The sequence below is a fragment of the Pseudomonas sp. ITEM 17296 genome (genome assembly GCF_028895205.1).
Classification (GTDB): Bacteria; Pseudomonadota; Gammaproteobacteria; order Pseudomonadales; family Pseudomonadaceae; genus Aquipseudomonas; species Aquipseudomonas kermanshahensis.
The window spans coordinates 13,682-33,005 of the sequence record NZ_WJRS01000044.1 but is presented as its reverse complement, the minus strand read 5'-3'; the positions used below and the strand labels follow the sequence as shown (position 1 = coordinate 33,005).

At 63.0% G+C, this 19,324-nt stretch carries 17 protein-coding genes; 8 read left to right on the top strand and 9 right to left on the bottom strand.

The genetic code is table 11. The features are described from left to right. Positions 1-72: 72 nt before the first annotated feature. Complete coding sequence (gene mtlD / locus GIB19_RS27145; protein ID WP_085273197.1) at positions 73-2,268, bottom strand: bifunctional mannitol-1-phosphate dehydrogenase/phosphatase; 2,196 nt, start codon at positions 2,266-2,268, stop codon at positions 73-75. 507 nt (positions 2,269-2,775) lie between these two features. Here mtlD and GIB19_RS27140 point away from each other — a divergent pair. Continuing rightward, positions 2,776-4,401, top strand: coding sequence for a methyl-accepting chemotaxis protein (locus GIB19_RS27140; RefSeq protein WP_027596320.1), 1,626 nt, complete (start codon positions 2,776-2,778; stop codon positions 4,399-4,401). A 56-nt stretch (positions 4,402-4,457) separates the two neighbouring features. On the opposite strand, the gene GIB19_RS27135 is transcribed toward GIB19_RS27140, so the two are convergent. Both GIB19_RS27135 and GIB19_RS27130 read right to left on the bottom strand, forming a co-directional pair. After that, complete coding sequence (locus GIB19_RS27135) at positions 4,458-4,913, bottom strand: type II 3-dehydroquinate dehydratase (RefSeq protein ID WP_274888722.1); 456 nt, start codon at positions 4,911-4,913, stop codon at positions 4,458-4,460. 15 nt (positions 4,914-4,928) lie between these two features. Next, complete coding sequence (locus tag GIB19_RS27130) at positions 4,929-6,284, bottom strand: MFS transporter (protein ID WP_238211325.1); 1,356 nt, start codon at positions 6,282-6,284, stop codon at positions 4,929-4,931. Between the two features lie 165 nt (positions 6,285-6,449). On the opposite strand from GIB19_RS27130, the gene GIB19_RS27125 reads away from it, so the two are divergent. After that, positions 6,450-7,385 (top strand): LysR family transcriptional regulator, encoded by a 936-nt coding sequence (locus tag GIB19_RS27125; RefSeq protein ID WP_099429695.1) that lies wholly within the window; start codon positions 6,450-6,452, stop codon positions 7,383-7,385. Here the strand turns inward: GIB19_RS27125 and GIB19_RS27120 are convergent. Next, complete coding sequence (locus tag GIB19_RS27120) at positions 7,367-8,236, bottom strand: AraC family transcriptional regulator (RefSeq protein ID WP_274888720.1); 870 nt, start codon at positions 8,234-8,236, stop codon at positions 7,367-7,369. The two genes, GIB19_RS27125 and GIB19_RS27120, sit on opposite strands and share 19 nt — an antisense overlap. Before the next feature lie 253 nt (positions 8,237-8,489). Between GIB19_RS27120 and GIB19_RS27115 the strand changes: the two genes are divergently transcribed. Next, a complete protein-coding gene (locus GIB19_RS27115) occupies positions 8,490-10,184 on the top strand; it encodes an alpha/beta fold hydrolase (protein ID WP_274888719.1) in 1,695 nt (564 codons plus the stop codon). A gap of 112 nt (positions 10,185-10,296) precedes the next feature. Then, positions 10,297-10,827 carry an adenylate kinase gene (locus tag GIB19_RS27110; protein WP_099429692.1) on the top strand — a complete coding sequence of 177 codons (531 nt, stop codon included), beginning with the start codon at positions 10,297-10,299 and terminating at the stop codon, positions 10,825-10,827. Between the two features lie 99 nt (positions 10,828-10,926). On the opposite strand, the gene GIB19_RS27105 is transcribed toward GIB19_RS27110, so the two are convergent. Together GIB19_RS27105 and GIB19_RS27100 are read right to left on the bottom strand one after the other, a co-directional pair. Then, positions 10,927-11,226 (bottom strand): AzlD family protein, encoded by a 300-nt coding sequence (locus GIB19_RS27105; RefSeq protein ID WP_027596326.1) that lies wholly within the window; start codon positions 11,224-11,226, stop codon positions 10,927-10,929. Beyond that, positions 11,223-11,933, bottom strand: coding sequence for an AzlC family ABC transporter permease (locus GIB19_RS27100; protein WP_274888718.1), 711 nt, complete (start codon positions 11,931-11,933; stop codon positions 11,223-11,225). The genes GIB19_RS27105 and GIB19_RS27100 overlap by 4 nt, the downstream gene beginning before the upstream one ends. 124 nt (positions 11,934-12,057) lie before the next feature. Between GIB19_RS27100 and GIB19_RS27095 the strand changes: the two genes are divergently transcribed. After that, on the top strand, positions 12,058-12,927 hold the full coding sequence (locus GIB19_RS27095; RefSeq protein ID WP_033694336.1) for a LysR family transcriptional regulator: 870 nt from the start codon (positions 12,058-12,060) through the stop codon (positions 12,925-12,927). Positions 12,928-12,974: 47 nt separating this feature from the next. After that, the gene (locus tag GIB19_RS27090; protein WP_274888724.1) at positions 12,975-13,694 is read left to right on the top strand and encodes an alpha/beta fold hydrolase; all 720 of its coding nucleotides are present in this window, start codon (positions 12,975-12,977) and stop codon (positions 13,692-13,694) included. A 423-nt stretch (positions 13,695-14,117) separates the two neighbouring features. Here GIB19_RS27090 and GIB19_RS27085 read toward each other — a convergent pair whose 3' ends face one another. Together GIB19_RS27085 and GIB19_RS27080 are read right to left on the bottom strand one after the other, a co-directional pair. Next, on the bottom strand, positions 14,118-15,146 hold the full coding sequence (locus GIB19_RS27085) for an LLM class oxidoreductase (RefSeq protein ID WP_265969685.1): 1,029 nt from the start codon (positions 15,144-15,146) through the stop codon (positions 14,118-14,120). Positions 15,147-15,169: 23 nt separating this feature from the next. Beyond that, positions 15,170-15,805 carry a glutathione S-transferase family protein gene (locus GIB19_RS27080; protein ID WP_265969686.1) on the bottom strand — a complete coding sequence of 212 codons (636 nt, stop codon included), beginning with the start codon at positions 15,803-15,805 and terminating at the stop codon, positions 15,170-15,172. Between the two features lie 125 nt (positions 15,806-15,930). Here GIB19_RS27080 and GIB19_RS27075 point away from each other — a divergent pair, with 125 nt between their 5' ends. Both GIB19_RS27075 and GIB19_RS27070 read left to right on the top strand, forming a co-directional pair. Continuing rightward, complete coding sequence (locus GIB19_RS27075) at positions 15,931-16,824, top strand: LysR substrate-binding domain-containing protein (RefSeq protein WP_274888715.1); 894 nt, start codon at positions 15,931-15,933, stop codon at positions 16,822-16,824. A gap of 86 nt (positions 16,825-16,910) precedes the next feature. Then, positions 16,911-18,272 carry a HEAT repeat domain-containing protein gene (locus GIB19_RS27070; protein ID WP_274888714.1) on the top strand — a complete coding sequence of 454 codons (1,362 nt, stop codon included), beginning with the start codon at positions 16,911-16,913 and terminating at the stop codon, positions 18,270-18,272. Positions 18,273-18,282: 10 nt separating this feature from the next. Here the strand turns inward: GIB19_RS27070 and GIB19_RS27065 are convergent, their stop codons facing one another. Then, positions 18,283-19,197: a LysR family transcriptional regulator gene (locus tag GIB19_RS27065; RefSeq protein WP_027596332.1), complete on the bottom strand. Its 915-nt coding sequence runs from the start codon at positions 19,195-19,197 to the stop codon at positions 18,283-18,285. Positions 19,198-19,324 lie beyond the last annotated feature (127 nt).

The window sequence follows — 19,324 nt, the reverse complement described above, 5'->3', positions numbered from 1 at the left end:
GCGGCGCTCGATTTCCCAGGCGCTGACGATGTCAGGGCGAACACATCGACACACCGCCCTTACCAAACCGCTTCAAGCAACCGGTAGCGAATGCTTGGCCGACGCCCTACCACACTCGGACGACCCCCGCGCCAACGCAGCGGGCAGTGCCCAGTCAGCCCTGTCCCGTTCCAGCAACAGCCGGAAGTTGGCCGAAATGCTTTCGACCAGCTCGGCATCTCTGACCGGGTCCAGCCCCGGATAAGGCTTGCCCTGATACTCCCCGTCATGGGTGAGCACCGCTTCGACACGTTCGCCGCTGGCCGTGTACAGCGCCTTGATCAACTGGGCTTCGCGATCTTTGCTAGCGTTGCCGTGCAGCGCATAGTGAATGGCCAGCGCCGCCCCAAACGCCAGCGCAGGCGTTTGAATGCCATGCTTGCGGGCCAGGTCGATGCTGCTGAGGATGCGCTCGTTACGCTGCAATTTACGCATGGGGTCGCGCCCAACCCGCACGCAAGGGTCCTTGAACGAGGTTTTGCACCGTTCGAGAAACGCATTGGCAAAGCTGCTGACGACCTCTGACATCTGCGGGTATTCGGCCATCAACGCTGGCGCCACTTCCTGATGAATCAGGCGCTGCGCCAGCGCACTGACGCGGGCGTCCCCCATGCCCTGGCCGACCCAGGTGTGCCCCAGCAGGCTCGCATACCAGGCGATGATCGCGTGCGGCCCATTCCATAAGCGGTTCTTGATGATCTGGATCTGGGTAATGTCTGCGACCGTTTTTACCTGGCGCAGCCGCTCCAGCAAATCACTGCCTCGCTCTACGTACAGCGGCATGTCGGGCTCGCTGTTGAACAGGATCAGGTGCAACTGGCTCATGGCACTGCTGGATTGTGCAAAGGGCCTGAAGTGCCCGATAAGCCGTTCGTATTCAGGGGCTGGCGTGGCGGGTTTGCGGGTGACCGCTGGCTCATCTTCCAGGCTGTTCTTGAAGATCTGCGACTTGATGCGTAACTGCCGAACCAGCGCGTCATTGCTGATCTTGGAAACGATGCGGCTAACCACCGTTTCGGCAAAATGGGTCTTTTCCAGCACCTGCTTGCACACCTGTGGCGTGCACAGCAGCGCCAACTGCGCCTGCACCTGGCGCCGGACGAACGCCGCACCGCCAATCTTGTTCAACACGATCAGTACGGTCAGCTCGCGCCCCCTGCGTTCGAAGCGCCGCAGCAAACCCTTGGCAATGACCTTGGCCTGATGCGCGATGGCCTGCTCGGGCAGGCTCATGCCGACGACTTCGGCGGCGTTGTACATCTCAATTACCGCCTCTTCGTCGTCCATGTCGATCATGCGCACATTGTCGATGGTCTGGTCGAACGCGGTGGCGCCGTAGCGCACGCTGTAGCGGCCGAACGCAGCGACCGATTCGCGGAGCATGCGCGAACGGGTCGCGGCAATGATTTCGCAGGGCCGCGTGTAGCCGTCCCAATGGGACAGCACCTGGGTCAGGTAGCCGCCACCGATGGCGCCGAAGCCGTGGATGCCGACACGGAACTGGTTCAGTGAGGCAGGGAACGCCTCGTCGAGCGCCGGCATGCCCAAGTCGGGCACGCACTCGCTCAAGTCGGCGAGGAAGGCGTGCATGCCACGGTAGGCCATGAGCGCGCCGGCCTTGACCTCGGGCGCGGGCGGCTTGATGTCCTCGATCAGGATTGCCTGTCCCCCGGCGCGGATCGCTGAGAGCAGGCCGTTTTCCGAGTCCTCGACCATGAAGCACTGGCCGGGTTGGCAATTGAGCGCGCGGGCGGCGTGCAGGAAGATTTCTGGGTGGGGTTTGCCTTGGCTGACTTCGTCGCCGCAAACGGTGATGTCGAAGTACTTGAGCACGTTGGCGTTGATCAGGTACTCCTCGGCGATGGCGCGGCGGCTGGACGTGGCGACCGCCAGGGTCAGGCCGGACTTGCGCAGGCGCTCCAGCACCTCGAGCAGGCCGGCTTTGATCGGCACGCCATGGTTGCGCACGTACGCCAGTTCGAGCTCATCGGCGCGCTGGCGGATCTGCGCATACGGGAAGTCATCGCCGTTGTGAGCCTTGGCGAGGGCCTCGGCCTTTTTAGCGCTCAGGCCCAGCGAGCCGATCAGCGTTTGCTCGCTCAAGGCGGTGCCGAAGATTTCCAGCGAAGCTTGCTTCAGCGTCCTGAAACGCAGGCGCTCGGTGTCGAACATCGTGCCATCCATGTCGAAGATGGCGCTGTGAATTTTCTTGCCCTGAAACATGATCATTGGGTGTTGCCCCTTATTTTTTGCGTGAGACATCCCGCCTTCAGCCACTGAATGGCGAGGCCGGTGCGATGACGGCGTGTGGGCGGTCAGGTAGGGGGCATGCGATCGACAGGGGGGCGCTCGGGGTTGACCCAGAGGTAGGGCGGGACGGCGCGGGGTGTGCAGAGGAGGGTGGCAAGCTTCGCGGCCAGGCGGGCGCCTGGTTTGACGTTGACGTCACGCCCACTGGCTGCTGCTTGGCTTGCAGGCAATGGGCGCACGTAGCGATGGATACGTGTGATTCCAAGCATAAGGTGCTTATCTTCCTTTTCTGATGACTGACGTTCCTTTTTTACCCTTGCACGTATGCGCCGCCACATGCAAGGCGCCGGCAACAATCGTGCGGTTACCGCACACAAGCGCCTCAGCGCCACTCAAGCCCGCAGCGGGCACTCCGATACCTGCTCACCCGCCATCGAAATCCCGATGAGAAGGGGTGCCAACAGGACCATGAGGAGTATTGCCCGTATGTTTGCCGACCTGAAGATTCGCACCGGAATGTTCTGGGTGCTGTCGCTGTTCAGCCTGACCTTGCTGTTCTCCACCGTCAGTGCCTGGCGCGCGGCGGTGGGCAGCGATGAGCAGATCAGCGAACTGGACCAGACCGCGCACCAGTCGGACCGGTTGAACAATGCGTTGCTCATGGCGATCCGCGCCAGCGCCAACGTGTCCTCGGGTTTCATCGAGCAACTGGGCGGCCATGACGAGAGTGCGAACAAGCGCATGGCGCTGTCGGTCGAATTGAACGACAAGAGCCAGAAACTGGTCGATGAGTTCGTCGGCAACGCTCGCGAACCTGCGCTGCATGCGGCGGCCAAGGAACTGCAGGCCACCTTCGCCGACTACGCCAAGGCGGTGGCGGGGCAGCGTGAGGCCGTGCGGCAGCGCTCGCTGGAGCAGTACTTCAAGGTCAACACCGACGCCGGCAATGCCATGGGCCGCCTGCAGGCGCTGCGTCAGCAACTGGTAGCCACCTTGAGCGAGCGCAGCCAGCAGATCATGCTCGAGTCCGACCGCCGTCTGGAGCGCGCACAACTGCTGAGCCTGGGGCTGCTGGGTGTGACGTTGCTGCTGGCGGCGCTGTGCTGGGCCTTCATCGCACAGCGTGTGTTGCATCCATTGCGTGAAGCTGGCCAGCACTTTCAGCGCATCGCCGGCGGCGACCTGAGCGTGCCGGTGGTGGTGCAGCGGCGCAACGAAATCGGCCAGCTGTTCCACGAACTGGAGCGCATGCAGCAGAGCCAGCGCGAAACCCTCGGCAAGCTCAGCAGCTGCACACAACAGCTGGCTGACGCGGCGACGGCGCTGAACACCGTTACCGAGGAAAGCGCCAATAACCTGCGCCAGCAGGGCCAGGAGCTGGAGCAGGCTGCCACTGCCGTCACCGAAATGACCACGGCGGTCGAGGAGGTCGCACGTAACGCCGTCTCCACGTCCGAGACCACGCAGGCATCGAATCAACTGGCCGAAAAAAGCCGCCGGCAAGTCAACGAGAACATCGACGGTACCGAGGCCATGACCCATGAGATCCAGGCCAGCAGTGGGCACCTGGAGCAGCTGGTGGGGCAGGTGCGGGACATCGGCAAGGTGCTGGAAGTGATCCGTTCGGTGTCCGAGCAGACCAACCTGCTGGCGCTCAACGCCGCCATTGAGGCCGCCCGCGCCGGTGAGGCCGGGCGTGGTTTTGCGGTGGTAGCGGACGAGGTGCGTACGCTCGCCTACCGCACACAAGCATCGACCCAGGAAATTGAACAGATGATCGGGCGTGTGCAGCAGGGTACCGAAGCCGCGGTTGCCTCGATGCAGGCCAGCACCAGCCGGGCCCAGTCGACCCTGGACGTCACCCTGGCGTCAGGGCAGGTGCTGGAAGGTATCTACAGCGCCATCGGCGAGATCAACGAGCGCAACCTGGTGATCGCCAGTGCGGCGGAGGAGCAGGCCCAGGTCGCGCGGGAAGTGGACCGGAACCTGCTGAACATTCGCGAGTTGTCGAACCAGTCGGCGACCGGGGCGCAGCAAACCCGTGCGGCGAGCCAGGCGCTGTCGGGCCTGGTGGGGGAAATGACAGCGCTGGTAGGGCGGTTCAGGGTGTAAGCGCGACGTTCCGAAGTTGCCGAAGGGCCACCCAGTCAGCGTCCGGTGAAGGGCGGTTAATTATTGGCTGCCTGACGCCGCAGTAAAGTATCGATAGCCCGGATTGCGAGGGGATACCCGTCAGCGCCCATGCCGCAGATCACTGTATTGACCACGCCAGACATGATCGAGTGGCGGTGCAGTTCGTCCCGTGCATGAATGTTCGACAGGTGCAGTTCAACCACCGGTGTGTCGAGTAATTTCAGCGCATCCAGTACTGGAATCGAGTGAAACGAAAGGCCAGCCGGGTTGATGATCACTGCAGCGCCTTGCTCGAAGGCTTCTTGAATCCAGTCGACCATGACGCCTTCGTGGTTGGTTTGGCGAAAGTCGCATATCAGGTCAAGTTCCAGCGCCAGGCTTTCACTGCGTTGGCGGATTTGCTCAAGCGAGGTGTGGCCGTAGATGTGCGGTTCACGGCGACCCAGCAGGTTCAAGTTAGGGCCGTTAAGGATGAAAACGGTGCGATTCATGATTGTCCTGCTGCGTTATTTGGAAAGAAGGGTGGTAGCGCGGGCTTCGACGGTGTCGTCTTCGGCGACGGCGTTCAGGTCGATGCCGCGGGTTTCCCGGCCGGTGATGATCATCGCCAGCGAGATCAGGTTGATCACCGCGCACAGCGTCACCAGCGGCCACGGCGAGTTGTTCGACTGGCTCATCAGCCACACGGCGATCATCGGCATTGGGCCACCGATCACCAGATTGGCGCCTGTGTAGGCCAGTGCCGAGCCCGAGTAGCGGACCTGGGTAGGAAACGCTTCGGCGAAGGCCACAGGCTGGATGCCGCTTTGGAACTGGGTGAAGCCCAGGAACAGCCCCATGATTGCCATGATGGCGGGGACGTTCAGGGTGTTGAGGATTGGGAAGTAGACGAACAGGATCAGCAACGTCATGCACGAACCCAATGCCAGCGCCTTTTTACGCCCCCAACGATCAGACAGATAACCACCGGCAAGCGCACCGAAAATCGCGCACATGTTAGCCACCATCAGCGACATGAACCCTGTCGATTGGCTAAAACCGAGGTGCTTGGTCAGGTAGCTGAGGGAGAAAATCACGATCAAGTAGAACAGCGCAGCGGGTGAGCAGAAGAACAGCATCAGTCGCAGGATGGTTTTGTAATGGCTGCTCACGGCTGATGTGAGTGGGCTCTTTTCCTGTTTGAGCGGGGCCTTCTTCAAGGCCACGAAGGCCGGGGTTTCATCGACTTTCAGGCGGATGAAAATTGCGACGATTACCAGGACGAAGCTCATCAGGAACGGGATTCGCCAGCCGAAGCTCTCGAATTGCTCGCTTGAAAGCGTCGCTGCCAGGCCCATCAATACGCCGTTGGCCAAAATCTGGCTAAGGGGTGAGCACAGGCCGAGCATGCCGGAATAGCGCCCGCGACGATCGGGGGAGGCGTGTTCCAGCGCCATCAGTTGCGCGCCAGTGGACTCGCCACCCAGTGCGAAGCCTTGAATGATCCGCAGCAGCACCAGCAGGATCGGCGCCCAGATACCCACCTGGCCGTAGGTGGGCAACAACCCCATCAGTACCGAAGCCAGGCCCATCATGGTAACGGTGGCCAGCATCAAGTTGCGGCGGCCGAGTTTGTCACCGAGGTAGCCACAGGTAATGGCGCCCAGGGGCCGCGCGGCCAGGCCGACACCGAACGTTGCCAGCGAAGCGAGCAGGCCTGCGGTGGGTTCCATCGCAGGGAAAAACAACTTGGGCAGAATGGTCGCGGACATCGCGCCATACAACGTGAAGTCGAACCATTCCAGCGCTGTGCCAATGGTCGCGGCGGTCACCGCTTTGCGAGGCATGCGCGAATCATGAGGCGCGTCACTGATTGTGCTCATAAGGGGCTCGTCATTGTTTTTATGGTGTCGGAATACCCATACGATTCCGCTCGGGCAATGCAGTGGAAAGGAATCGTCGAAGTGAATAGACGTTAGCGCATCCTGCTTGCAGAATAATTATCGAAATCACGATAAATAGATAAGCCAGCCTTATGGGTAGCGATTATGGAACTGCGTCACCTTAGAGCGTTTGTGGTCGCCGCTGACCTGCAGCATTTCAGCCGGGCGGCAGAGCAACTGGGCATTGCACAACCGGCACTGAGCCAATTGATGCGAACGCTTGAGTCTGAGCTCGGGCTGACGCTGTTCCGGCGGGAGAACCGCGGCGTGGCGTTGACCGCTGCTGGCGAGGCGTTCCTGCCTCACGCGCGGCAGTCCATCGAGGCCAGCGAACGGGCAATGGCCGCGGCCCGGCGTGCCAAGCGGGGGGAGGTGGGCGAAATCAACATCGGTTACCACTCGGCATTGTTCGAAGCCAATTTGCCGCAATTGCTCCGGCATTACTTCAGCACGTTCCCCGAGGTCAAGGTGTCGCTGGTCGACGCCGGTATTCGCGCGCAGTTCGACATGTTGCTCGACCACAAACTCGACCTGGCCTTTGCCCGGGTGTTCAAGGACCACCTGCCGGACCGTCTGCGCACCCATCCATTCAGCCAGTCCAGGCTCGTCCTGCTCATCCCGGACAACCATGAATTGGCCGACCGCTTCAGCGGGGACCTGTCGACCCTGCGCCACGAAAAGTTCGTGTTTCTCCAGGACAGCACCGGCATCGGCCTGACCTCCCACACCCTCCAAGCGTGCCGGCAGCACCAGTTGCACCCGCAGAACATCATGTATGTGCCGTCGCTGATGAGTATTCCTGGGCTGGTGGCCGCCGGCATCGGCCTGAGCATCGTGCCCGAAACCATGACCCGGCTGACCATGCCGGGCATCCGCATCGTGCCCCTGGCGCAAGCGGAAATGGTCAGTGAACTTTCGCTGATTTCACGGATTGACGAGCGTTCGCGTGCAGTGCTGCACTTTATCGAAGAGGCTCATGCGTGGGGGCTCGGCGGCCCGGCACCGGGCGGGCAGGGCACGGCCTACTTCAGCGGGACGTAGATATCCGTTTGCCATTGCTCCAAGGGCGTTTCCGGGTACGCGCTCAGGTAATGGAAGAACAGCGGGTGGTCGCGCAGCTCTTCGTTGCTCGACGGCAACCAGTCACGATAAAGCGGGTAGATGGTTTCGCCAATGTAGTCAGGCGAACCGGTATGCCGAATCACCGCACAGCGCCCTGCCGGGATAATCCGTTCGTGCACGCCGAAATCGTTGGGCTGCACAGCCTCGTCTATCTCGCCGCAAACGGCGAAGCGGAAGGCGTGCAACGGTGTGGTGTCGGGGTTGTCGTAGGGGATGCCGAAGGTGCGGCTGCTGGCCACTGGCGATTGGCCGCTGTGCATGCGCCATTGGCGAAAACGCGCGACGCTTTCGCCGACCAGGGCGGGCGCACCTCGGTGTTCGAGCGCGGCTACGCGGGTTTCGGTGAAATCCACGATACGGATCTGCATGGTGATACTCCTGGAACGATGGGGAACAACGAATACCGCACTCCAGGCCTGCCAGTTCGGGGCCTTGGCGAACACGCTCGGCGCCATGCCGAAGGCACGCTTGAAGGCTCTGGAAAAGGCTTCGGGGCTTTCGAAACCAGCGCCAAATGCGGCCTCCAGCACGGACGTTGCGGGCGAGGCGACCAATTGGTGCGCCGCGCGTCGAAGCCGCATCAGTTGCACATACCGTGAAACCGGAACGCCCATGAACGCCGTGAATTGCCGATGAAAGTGAAACGCCGAGAAGTTGGCGATGCGACTCAGTGCATTCACCGACAGGTCATCTTCGAGATGGTTGTCGATGTAGGCAAGCACGGCTTCGAACCGTTTTGCGTAGGTAGGGCTGTGCTGTGAGTCAGTCAACGAACGGAGCCTCTGGAAGGTGCGGTGAGCGCTAGCATCCTGTGTCCAGGCATCAAGGTGCCTAGCCGTGATTGCTCTTTCGGGGAGTTGTCTTGACCATAGCGTGGATGGCACCGAGTTTGCCGGTGCTTTCTGTCAGATCGCTCCCCCGTCATGAAGTGAAAAACCGCTGTCGTGCGATGAGAAGTGGCCGCAGCCACGGCTGCCTTAGAGTCGGAGCACAACACAACCGTGCCCGGAATCAAGAGCCGCCATGAGCAGATCCACGCAAACGAACGAGACCGTCACCCCCAGCCAGCCCCTGGCAGGCAACCCCCTGGTCAGCCTGCGCCCAGCCGACCTGGCCAGTTCAGCCGGCTACCTGCTCAAGGCCGTGGGCACCTCGCCGCTCAAGGCGGGTGCCCATGTGGGGGGCTACCTGAAGGCGCTGCGCGGCATCGTTGCAGGCAACACCAGCATCGCGCCAGACCCGAAGGACAAGCGCTTCGCCGACCCGGCCTGGCAATCCAACGCCTTCCTGCGCGCACTGTTGCAGAGTTACCTGGCTGGCCAGGTAGAGCTGACCCGCTTCATCGAGGCCACCGACCTGGCCCCGCTGGAAAAAAGCCGCGCCCGCTTCGTCGCAGCACAGCTGGCCGATGCCTTGGCACCGAGCAACTCCCCGCTGACCAACCCCGCGGCGCTGCGCAAACTGGTGGACACAGGCGGCATGAGCATGGCCAGGGGCATCCGCCACTTCGGCCAGGACATGCTGAACAACCGCGGCCTCCCGAGGCAGGTCGACAGTACGCCATTCACGGTGGGTGAAAACATCGCCACGGCCAAAGGCGAGGTGGTGTTTCGCTGTGAAATGTTCGAGCTGCTGCAGTTCGCGCCCACCACCGAAAAGGTCTTTGCCCGGCCCTTGGTCATGTCGCCGCCGCAGATCAACAAGTACTACGCCATCGACCTGTCGCCGGAAAAAAGCCTGGTCAAGTGGATACAGGACAGCGGCGTAAGCTTGTTCGTCATCAGTTGGCGCAACCCCACCCGCGAGCACTGCGACTGGGGCTTGTCCGATTACGCGCTGTGCCTCGATCAGGCGGTGGACGTGGCGCGTCGAATTACCCGTAGCCCGGATGTAAACATGTGGGGCTCCTGCTCGGGCGGCATCACCCTGGCAGCCTACCTGGGCTGGCTGGCGGCCCGTGGCGAGGGCCACAAGGTGGCCAATACCAGCTGGGCCGTGTGCGTACTCGACACGGCGTCGGCGCTTAACGACACCACCTTGGGTATGTTCACCACGCCGTCCGCCCTGCGCGCGGCCAAGGCCAGCTCCCGGCGCAAGGGTGTGCTCAGTGGCCAGGACATGGGCCGCATGTTCGCCTGGATGCGCCCGAACGACCTGATCTGGAACTACTGGGTCAACAACTACCTGCTGGGCAACCCGCCACCGGCATTCGACATTCTCGCCTGGAACAACGACACCACGCGGCTCCCCGCTCAGCTGCACGCTGACTACCTCTACCTCATCCAGCAAAACCCCTACAGCAACCCCGGCACCCTGGAGATTGACGGCGAGTTGATCGACATGACCCAGGTAACGGTGGGCGCCTATGTGGTGGGCGGCACTACCGACCACATCACCCCCTGGCAAGGCTGCTACGGCACCGCCCGGCTGTTCGGCGAGGACACGACCTACGTGCTGTCCAATGCCGGCCACTTGCAAAGCCTGGTAAACCCACCCGGCAACCCCAAGTCGTTCTACTACGCGGCGCCCGCCGCCGCCGAGGCGCCGGAAACCTGGCTGCAGAACGCCGGGGAGCGCCAGCAAGGCAGTTGGTGGCCGCATTGGCGCGAATGGATTGGGCAGCGTTCCGGCGAAAGCCTGGCAGCGCCAAAGAAGCTGGGCTCGCGCAAGTACCGGCCGCTTTGCCCTGCGCCGGGTACTTATGTCATGGAGCGTTGAGGCTGCCTTTTCTTCCTGACGCTGACCCGATGCCAGCCGTCGGGTTCAGCGTCTTGCGCCGGTCGGGTGTATAGTGCGGCCCCGAATTCGACGTGCATTCATGGAGGAACAATTGCGAATCTACATTACGGGTGCTTCCTGTGCCGGTGTGACCACCTTGGGTCAAAACCTCGCGACCGTGCTGGGTGCGCGGCATGTGGATGTCGATGATGCTTACTGGATGCCCACCGACCCACCTTTCACGACCAAGCGGCCTGTCCCTGACCGCGTGAAAGTGATCCAGCAAAAGCTCGGTGACCAAGATTGGGTACTGACCGGTTCCTGCATGGTGTGGGGCGATGCGCTGCTTGCGCACGTCGACCTGACCGTGTTCGTCGTCACCCCCACGCCCATTCGCCTTGAACGGCTGGCCGCGCGTGAAAAAGAGCGCTTTGGCGATCGGATTGCACCGGGTGGCGACATGCACGGGATCCACACGGCCTTCCGCGAATGGGCCTCGCAGTATGACGACCCTAACTTCTCGGGGCGCAACCGAGCGTGGCACGAGGCGTGGTTGGCAGAGCAGAAGTCTGAAGTGTTGCGGGTTGACGGTACGAACAGTACGCAGAAGATGGTTGCCGAGGTGATGCAAGCATTGCCTTAAGCAGATCAGTCACTCGAAGCTGGAGCGGGAGAGGCTTAGGCGGACCGAGTTGACGAGCATGCAGCGTCCTTGTCGCGCAGAAGGGCAAAATCCAGGTTCTCACGACCAATACAATCGCAGTACCGCCAACGACGCCACGCCAATCGCGACGGTGAACAGCATCGGCAAGCGCCATGCGGCAACCAGCGTGATGCCCAGCGCAATCAACTCTTCAGGATGAGGCGAGACAAAGTGTGGGGCGATCACCGAAATCAGCACGCATCCCGGTGCTGCCTCCATGACGGCGCGGGCACGCGGCCCGAGCTTGCGCTTGCGCAGCAACAGGTAACCTGCCAGCCGTGTTGCATAGGTGGCAGATGCCATGCCCAGTATTGTCAGCAAAGCCGCCGCGCTGATCATTGCATGACCTCCCGCAGGTAGGTAAACAGCATGCCCGCGATCACGCCGGCAAACACGAACCAGGCCCCCGGCACCGTCAGGTACACCAGTATCGCCACCAGCAGGCTGACCAGCCACGCGCACGCCAGCCGCGGCCCTTTCCACATGCCCCTGAGCAGCACGATGAATACCGCCGGAAAGGCCATGGCAAAGCCATAAGCTTCAATGTTGCCGAGCACCGGGCCGATTGCCGCGCCGATCAAGGCAAAACCGACCCAGACGGGGTAGAAGGGCAGGCAGGCGCCCCAGTAGTACGGCCAACTGAACGCGGGCAGTTGCTGGCCCTGCGAACGGCGCAGGGTGTCGGCGTAGCTGATCGCCCACCCTTCGTCGGCCATGAAGAACAACGCAGGAATCACCTGGCGTTTAGGCAGGTGCTGCAGAAACGGCGCCAAGGCGGCGCCCATGACGATGTGCCGGCTGTTGATCAGCAGCGTGATGAGCACGATCGTCAGCATTGGCGGGACCGCCGCCCACAATTTGATAGCGGCAAACTCCGAACCCCCGGCGAAGTTGAGGCCCGTCATCGCGCCCACTTCAGCCAAAGACAGACCGACCTGAGAGGCTTGCGCGCCGAGAACCATGGCATAGGGCGCGACCGCGAACATGACGGGGAGCGCATCTTTGGCGCCTCGCAAGATTTCGCTTCGGGTGTGCAGGTGGGGCATGGGACGTACTCACTGCTGTGCTGATGCTGTCGTTGTAGCGACAAGTGTGCTGGCACAGGGATATTCCAGAAAAGCGAATATCTGTTATACAAGGCATTCGATTATCGAATGGTAGCGCGCCACCATGCAGTCCAAGGATTTACAGATCGACTGGTTGCGTACGTTTCTGGCCGTGGTGGACAGCGGGTCGATGACGGCAGCCGCGCGTCAGGTCGCTCGTTCCCAGTCGGCAGTGAGCATGCAGCTGAAAAAGCTCGAGGACAGCCTCGGCCGGCCGATGTTCAAGCGCGAGCCTCGGCAGCTGTCGTTGACCCCTGCCGGCTACGACCTGCTCGGCCACGCGCGCAAGTTGCTCGAGGCCCACTCGACGATGGTAGACGCGATGCACGGCGGTGCGGTGTCCGGGCGCGTCACCCTGGGTGTGCCGGATGACTATGCCGTGACCTACCTGATGCCGGCCTTGCGCAGTTTCATGACCCGCTTTGGCGAGGTCGAGGTCACCCTGGCCTGCGAGGACTCAGCCACACTGTGGGCAAAGGTTGACCGTGGCCAGATCGACCTGGCGCTGCTGACCCGTGACGCGCCATCGCGCGGCGAACTGCTGTTCAGGGAAGCGCTGGTATGGGGCGGCGCCGAGCAGCATGAGGCGTGGAAGCGCAGCCCGCTGCCGATCGCTGTGCACGGGCTCAGCGATCGCTTGCGCACATCGATACTCGCCGCCATTACCGGGTTGGGCCGGGAGTATCGCGTGGTCTACAACAGCCCCAACGTCAGCGGCCAATTGACGGCGATGGACAGTGGCCTGGCGGTGGCGGTGGTCACCCGCTGCAGCTTGCCGGCGCACCTCAAGGTGCTCGACCTGCGGCACGGCCTGCCGGACCTGCCGGTGGCGGAGGTGGTACTGACCCGCAGTCGAGACTCCGCAGGTTCACGCGCCGCCGATGCGTTGTACACACACATTGCCGATGCGTTGCGCGACCCGCTGTGTAACTGATCAGCGTTGGCCCGTATGCTGCAGTCTGGATTTGCCTGGTGAAGAACATGCCCCCTGAAAACGCGCTCCCCCTGGTGTTGATCCCAGGCTTCATGCTGGACGAAACGCTCTGGGATGAAGTGGTCGAGAGCCTGCCCGCTACGTGTGAGGTCCACCGGGCCAACCTGCTCGAGGGGCAAACCCTTACGCAGATCGCCCGCCATGTCGTGGCAAGTGCGCCGCCTCGTTTCGTCCTCGTTGGTTTTTCCCTTGGAGGCTATGTGGCGAGATCAATCGTGCAGCAGTGCCCAGATCGTGTGGCTGCCCTGATACTGATCGCTACCTCCCTGCGTGAAGATTCGCCCGAGCGGCAGAAAGCCAAACAAGCGGCGGTCGATGCGTCGGCTCACGGGCAGTTTCGCGGTTTGAGCCTGGCTGCCATCAGGCAGTCGGTGCATCCGCAGCGTGCTGCGGATAATGCCCTGACTGGCAGAATTCGTGAGATGGGGGCACGCATGGGGCATGCGGTATTTGCCACACAGTCGCTGCTGACCAGAGCGGGTGTGGGGGCCCATCAGATCCAGTGCCCGACACTTGTGATTGCGGCAGCGCAGGACGCGCTGAGGCAAGTTGAAGAGGCTGAAGCCTTATGCAGTCAGATCTCGGGAGCACGCCTCGAGATCATTCAAGGCTCCGGTCATATGATCCCGCTTGAACAGCCTCAAGTGCTGGCACAGTTGATGATGCAGTGGCTCGCGGCAATGCCACAGGCAAGCCCGCTTCTGTAGGAAACCTCACATTTCACTGTTCTAGCAGTGCCCGTGTGAGAGCAACTGTCTTGTAATGCTTGTTCCGGCCGCATCGCTGGCAAGCCAGCTCCCACAGGTGCGGCGCTAGCCTTGCCGACTACACCGTTCGGGGGGGCGGCGGTGCGGCGATCCGACTTGTCCCGCGAATGGGGCTACGCGGTGCATGGCACCGGCTTCGCCGGTGTTCGCGGGGCAAGCCCGCTCCCACGTAATGAATCAATTTTTATAAATTGCGCGAGACAGTTGCTTCCACAGGTGCGGCGCTAGCCTTGCCGGCTACACCGTTCGGGTGGGAGCGGGCTTGCCCGCGAACACGGGCGAAGCCCGTGCCATCCACCGCGGCGCCTGCTTTGCGGGCAAGCCCCATACCGTCTGCTGTGCATCTGCGTTGCCTGGCACGCTTTACCAGTCTTGCGACTGCGGCGCAGGCCCGGCCAGCGCCGGAAACAGCGGCACTACCTCTTCGGCCAGTTCCTGAATGATTTCCCGGGCCGGGCGCCGCGCCATTTGCACGCCCAAGGCCGCATGGTTGACCCCAGCCTCGCGCCACTCGCCAAGCAAGTCGATCAGCCCGTTGCGCCCGGTGCGCAGTACATAGCCGCCTTGCTGCGGCGTACGCGGGAAGTTGGGATCGTCGTCCAGGTCGATCCATTCGTTGGTCATGTGCGGGCGGAACCCCCCGCCCGGGATCGCTTCGCGCCAGGCGCGGATTTTTTCGGCCAGGCGGCGTGGCCCCAGGATGTTATGGGTGGCATCGGGGTAGGTCAGCCAGCCATCGGCGTGCTCGCCCAGCCACTGCAGGGTCTGGCGCGACGAGCCGGTCACCACCAGGGGGATGCGCCCTGACACAGGCCTGGGCAACAGCCGGGCGTTACTGAGCTGGCCCAACGGCGACTGAATAGGCCCTGGGTGCTCGGCCAACAGTTGGCGGAAGTAGTCCACGCTGTGCGCAAAGCGCTCGCCGCGGCTGCCGTGGTCCAGGCCGTAGGCGGGAAACTCCACGGGGCGGTCGCCTGAGGCAATGCCCAGCACCAAGCGCCCGCCCGACAAGGTATCGACGGTGGTGGCGGCCTTGGCCAGGTCGATCGGGTGGCGCAAGGCAAAGATCGCGCTGCCGGTCACCAGGGCGATCTGCCGGGTGTGCGCGGCCAGGTAAGCCAGATAGGTGAACGGGTCGAATACCTGACCGGCATCACCGAAGGCCGGGTCAAACAACGGCACATCGCGCACCCAGGCGGCGGCAAAGCCCAGGCGGTCGATTTCGCCGACCAGCCGCGCCTGCCCGGCCAGGGCCTGCAGGTCGCCGTCATAGAAGCGCTGCGGCATGAAGATGCCCAGGGTCAGGTGATCCGGGGCAAACATGCGCCGGTAGCCGGGGTGGTGGGCGAAAGCGTTGGCGTTGGCGCCGCAGGTGGCGGTTTTAGCGTTCATGGCTGTTCCTGGGTTGTGGGCGTTCATGGGCCGGTGGCCGGGGCTGGCAGGCGGATGCCGCGTTGCACGGCGGGGCGTTGCTCCACCTGCTGGTACCACCGCGTCAGGTGGCGGTGGGGGCTGAAGTCGAAGCCCACCAGGGCGGCGATGTGCAGCCAGGCGAAAGTCGCGATGTCCGCGATCGAGTAGTGGTCGCCGGCCAGCCATGGGTGGCTGGCAAGTTGCTGGTCGAGGACCGCGAAAGTGCTTTCGGTAAGGCTGCGGTAGCGCTTGAGCGCAGCCGGGTTGGGCGTGGCTTCGAAGCACTCGAAGTGCACGCGCTGGCCGAGCAGCGGCCCCATGCTGGCGCTGTGGTACATCAGCCAGGTGATCGCCGCCCAGCGTGGCTGCGGTGCGGAGTCGAGCAACTGGCCACTCCGCTGTGCCAGGTACAGCAAGATGGCGGCCGACTCGAACAGCACGATGTTGGCGCCGTGGTCGACCAGCACCGGAATGCGGCCTGCCGGGTTGAGCGCCAGAAAGCCTGCTTGCAGATGCTCATCGTGCTCGATGCGAACATGTTCCAGGCGATAGGGCAGGCCCATCTCTTCGAGGGCGATGGTGGCTTTGAAGCCGTTGGGCGAGCTGTCGGTATAGAGCACCAGTGACGGGTCAGGCATATCGAGTAACCTCAGGAAAACTAACGCAAGTTGTTTGGCCTGAGCGCTATGCTATGCAGATGAAGCAAGATACAAAAACGATTGCTTCTACCCTAAACGTTAGTTTTTCTAAAGTGAGGAATGTAATGGGCGCCGTCCTGCCACTGCTTGCCTTGCGCGCCTTCAGCGAAACCACTCGCCTAGGTAGCTTGAAAGCCGCCGCCGAGCGCATGGGGGTTTCGCCTGGGGCCATCAGCCAGCAGCTTCGCCTGCTGGAGGACCGCCTAGGCGTCACTCTGTTGACCCGCAGCCGTCATGGCGTGCAGCTCACCGAGGCTGGGGCGAGCCTGTACCCAGGCGTATCACGTGGCTTTGGTGACATCGAGCGCGCACTGCTCGACCTTGAAGCCCTGGCCCGCGCCAGCACCCTGACCATCAGCACGCAACCGTCCTTCGCTTCTAGCTGGCTGGTGCCGCGCCTGGCCAGTTTCAGCACGCTGCACCCCGGCATCGAGGTCCGTGTCGAGGCCACGGCGGTGTTGGTCGACTTGCACCGTGACCGTGTCGACATCGCCTTGCGCCATGGCCTGGGCGACTACCCGGGGCTGCAGTCGATACCCTTGCTGGCGCCGGTGCTGTTGCCGGTGTGCAGCCCGGCACTGCTCGCCAGCGGCCCGCCACTGCATGCGCCTGAGGATTGCTTGCAGTACCCGCTGCTGCAGGATGCCGACCGTGCCGACTGGACGCTGTGGTTGCAGGCCCACGGCTTCGAGCCCGACAGCCGCAGCCGGCGCGGGCCGAGTTTTGACGAAGAACTGCTGTTGCTAAGTGCGGCCGCGAGTGGTCAAGGTATCGCCCTGGTACAGGCGCAACACGCCGAAGAGGGGCTGCGTGACGGCAGCCTGGTGGTGGCCGTGGACCGGCCCTGGCCTTCACGCTTCGCCTACTACCTGGTCGCCCGCAAAGAGCAGTTGAAACGACCCCAGGTGCGGGCATTCATCGACTGGATCGAGGGGCAGCTGGCTGCAGAAGCAGATTGAACCAGGCTCCGAATTCAGCTGCCGTGAAACCTGAGCCTTCGAATAGCGTCTGAAGCCCACACTGCACGCACATGGAATACAAGGGAATGAATGTAAGCTCCATCAGCAACTGGTTGGGTCGGCTGAAGGCAAGGCAGGTACCGGCAGGGTCCTGGGCCGAGCAGCGGCGTAATGAAGCTCTCGAACTGATCGCGTCTGCCCGCGATGGCGATACGTGGATCACCCTCAGCCATCACGACAACGGCTTCGTTCGAGAAGTCGCGGTACGGGCGCTGTGCGCCGAGCAAACGCCGCAAGCCTTGCAGGCGCTGATCGAGCGGTTGAATGACTGGGTGCCGCAGGTTCGCGAACTGGCCAAGGCGGGCATTCAGCCTTACCTCACAGGCGCCCATGTGACGTCATTGTTGAGCGCCCTGGAATCAGTGGTGGCGCTGGCTGCGCGCCGGCGAGTCGATCATGCGGCCACCCTGGAACAGGTGTGTGCAGTGTTGCAGGGGGCTCAGGCTCGGCGTGAGGTCCACCTTGATTTTCTGACCCGGCAAGGCAAGACCGCGCGTTTTCTGTTTGCGCGCTTGCTGGAAGCCGACACCGAGCCTGCAACCCTGCTGCGTGATGCCTTGGCCCACCGCGAATTGACTGTTCGCCTGGCAGCGGTTGCTGCGTGCCAGGCGCTCCCCGCTACGCAAGCCGTGCCGCTGTTAGTGCACGCCTTGCCACACGCGGCTGCCAAGGTACGGGTCTGTGTGCTGCGGGCATTGCTGCCCTTGCTGGATGACCCGCAGCCGTTACTGCGCCAGGTCTTGCTGGATGCCTCGCCCGCGATCCGCAGCCTTGCGCGTTGGCAGGCGCCGCGCTACGGGGTTGACGCTGCGGCGGTGCTGGCGGCGCGCCTGGCCGGTGAAATGCCCACCACAAAACGCGATTGGCTGGGCGTGCTCGGCCTTGGCGCAGAGCTGCAGGTGGAACTCCCCCTCGCGTGGTGGAGGGCCGCCTTGCAATCGCGCTATCCCTTTGTGCGTTTTGCTGCGGTGCACCAGGCAGGGGAGGCCACTGCGGGTGAGCTGTTCGGCCTGCTGGGCGACCCTTCGGACAAGGTGTTCGCCGCCACCATCGTGCAATTGGGCAAGCTGCCCTGGGCGACCGTCAATGTCGAGGCAAGCGCCTGGTTGGACCGCCATTGGCATGAATGCCCGGCGCCGCGTCGCTTGGCGGTGCTCCACTTGTTGTCTGGCTGGCAGCAAGTGGCCTACCTGTTGCAACGCCTGGACGCCGAGCCCGTCTTGCAGGCCGGCTGGCTACAGGAGATCAGCGGCTGGTGCGATCGCCAGTATCGGATTATCGACCCTGCCACCTCGCCAACCGCCCGCGCCGTGCTGGTGGCAAGGCTTCAGGGCCTGGCGACGACCGGGCTTGTTCGCGCGCAGCAGGTTGCCCGGGTTATTGCCTGAGCCGGCGGGCTCAAACGCCCCCAGCCTGGTGCATGCAGGCGTTCAGGTCTTCGAGGAACGCCCGCAAGATCGGCGGTGGTGACACGCCGCGCCGGGTGATTACGTCGAAGGGCGAGGTGAGGTCCAGGGTGTTCGCGCCCAGCCGGCGCATTTCGCCGGTTTTCACCCACTGCTCGGCGAAGTGCACCGGCAGAAACCCGATATAGGCACCGGAAATGATCAGGATCGCGGCCGCCTCGATGTTCTCCACGGTCGCGGCGGCCTTGGTGATGCCCAGTTGCTCCAGGTCGTATTGCTGCATATAGCCGCGCACCACGATATGGCACTGGCGAACCTCTTCAAGCAACCGGCCGTTCGCCGCCTTGCTGGCGTACAACGGATGGCGTCGGCCGCAGTACAGCCCCAGGGCTTCGTCGTACAGCGGCAGGTACGAAAGCCCCGGCACGCGCAGCGGAAAATGGCCGATGGCCAGGTGCAGCCGGCTGTCCAGCACACGCTCTTCCAGCTCCGCCGGGGCGCCGATGTAGATGTGCAGGTGGGCATCGTGCCCGCGTGAAACAAAGCGCTGGGTGGTGCGCGGCAGAGGCGAGGCGGTGTCGGTCAGGGTGGAGTCGATGATGCCCAGGTTGAGCTTGCCGCTGATGTGCTGCTTGAGCACGTCGGCATCCATGCAAAAGCTTTCCACCGCGCTGAGCAGGCGCAAGGTGGCTTCGTGGATGGCCACGCCCTGTTCGGTCAGGCGAAAGCCACTGCGCCCGCGCTGGCACAGCTTGACCCCAAGGCGGGTTTCCAGGTGCGTCATCTGTTCGCTGATGGTCGATTGGCCGGCGTTGAGGGCGGCCTGCGCCGCAGAAAAGCCACCGCACCTGACGATGGTGGTGAATACCCTGAGGAGCTTCAGATCGACGTCGTGGAGCTGGATCACTGGGGCCTCCTGGCGGTGCGTCACATCGCGCTGGCTGATATGAGCGTCCGGCCATTGTTTTTTTTCAAGCTAACCACGCCCCTGTGATCACTGCAATGCCCGGCACCTGCAAATGACTGCCGGTGCA

Excerpts from the sequence above, each read along its gene's own strand:
- GIB19_RS27095 (WP_033694336.1), top strand. The coding sequence starts at position 12,058 with ATGCAGTCCAAGGATTTACAGATCGACTGGTTGCGTACGTTTCTGGCC.
- GIB19_RS27100 (WP_274888718.1), bottom strand. The coding sequence starts at position 11,933 with ATGCCCCACCTGCACACCCGAAGCGAAATCTTGCGAGGCGCCAAAGAT.
- GIB19_RS27130 (WP_238211325.1), bottom strand. The coding sequence starts at position 6,284 with ATGAGCACAATCAGTGACGCGCCTCATGATTCGCGCATGCCTCGCAAA.
- GIB19_RS27115 (WP_274888719.1), top strand. The coding sequence starts at position 8,490 with ATGAGCAGATCCACGCAAACGAACGAGACCGTCACCCCCAGCCAGCCC.
- GIB19_RS27090 (WP_274888724.1), top strand. The coding sequence starts at position 12,975 with ATGCCCCCTGAAAACGCGCTCCCCCTGGTGTTGATCCCAGGCTTCATG.
- GIB19_RS27105 (WP_027596326.1), bottom strand. The coding sequence starts at position 11,226 with ATGATCAGCGCGGCGGCTTTGCTGACAATACTGGGCATGGCATCTGCC.
- GIB19_RS27075 (WP_274888715.1), top strand. The coding sequence starts at position 15,931 with ATGGGCGCCGTCCTGCCACTGCTTGCCTTGCGCGCCTTCAGCGAAACC.
- GIB19_RS27125 (WP_099429695.1), top strand. The coding sequence starts at position 6,450 with ATGGAACTGCGTCACCTTAGAGCGTTTGTGGTCGCCGCTGACCTGCAG.
- GIB19_RS27135 (WP_274888722.1), bottom strand. The coding sequence starts at position 4,913 with ATGAATCGCACCGTTTTCATCCTTAACGGCCCTAACTTGAACCTGCTG.
- mtlD (WP_085273197.1), bottom strand. The coding sequence starts at position 2,268 with ATGATCATGTTTCAGGGCAAGAAAATTCACAGCGCCATCTTCGACATG.
- GIB19_RS27140 (WP_027596320.1), top strand. The coding sequence starts at position 2,776 with ATGTTTGCCGACCTGAAGATTCGCACCGGAATGTTCTGGGTGCTGTCG.
- GIB19_RS27085 (WP_265969685.1), bottom strand. The coding sequence starts at position 15,146 with ATGAACGCTAAAACCGCCACCTGCGGCGCCAACGCCAACGCTTTCGCC.
- GIB19_RS27080 (WP_265969686.1), bottom strand. The coding sequence starts at position 15,805 with ATGCCTGACCCGTCACTGGTGCTCTATACCGACAGCTCGCCCAACGGC.
- GIB19_RS27070 (WP_274888714.1), top strand. The coding sequence starts at position 16,911 with ATGAATGTAAGCTCCATCAGCAACTGGTTGGGTCGGCTGAAGGCAAGG.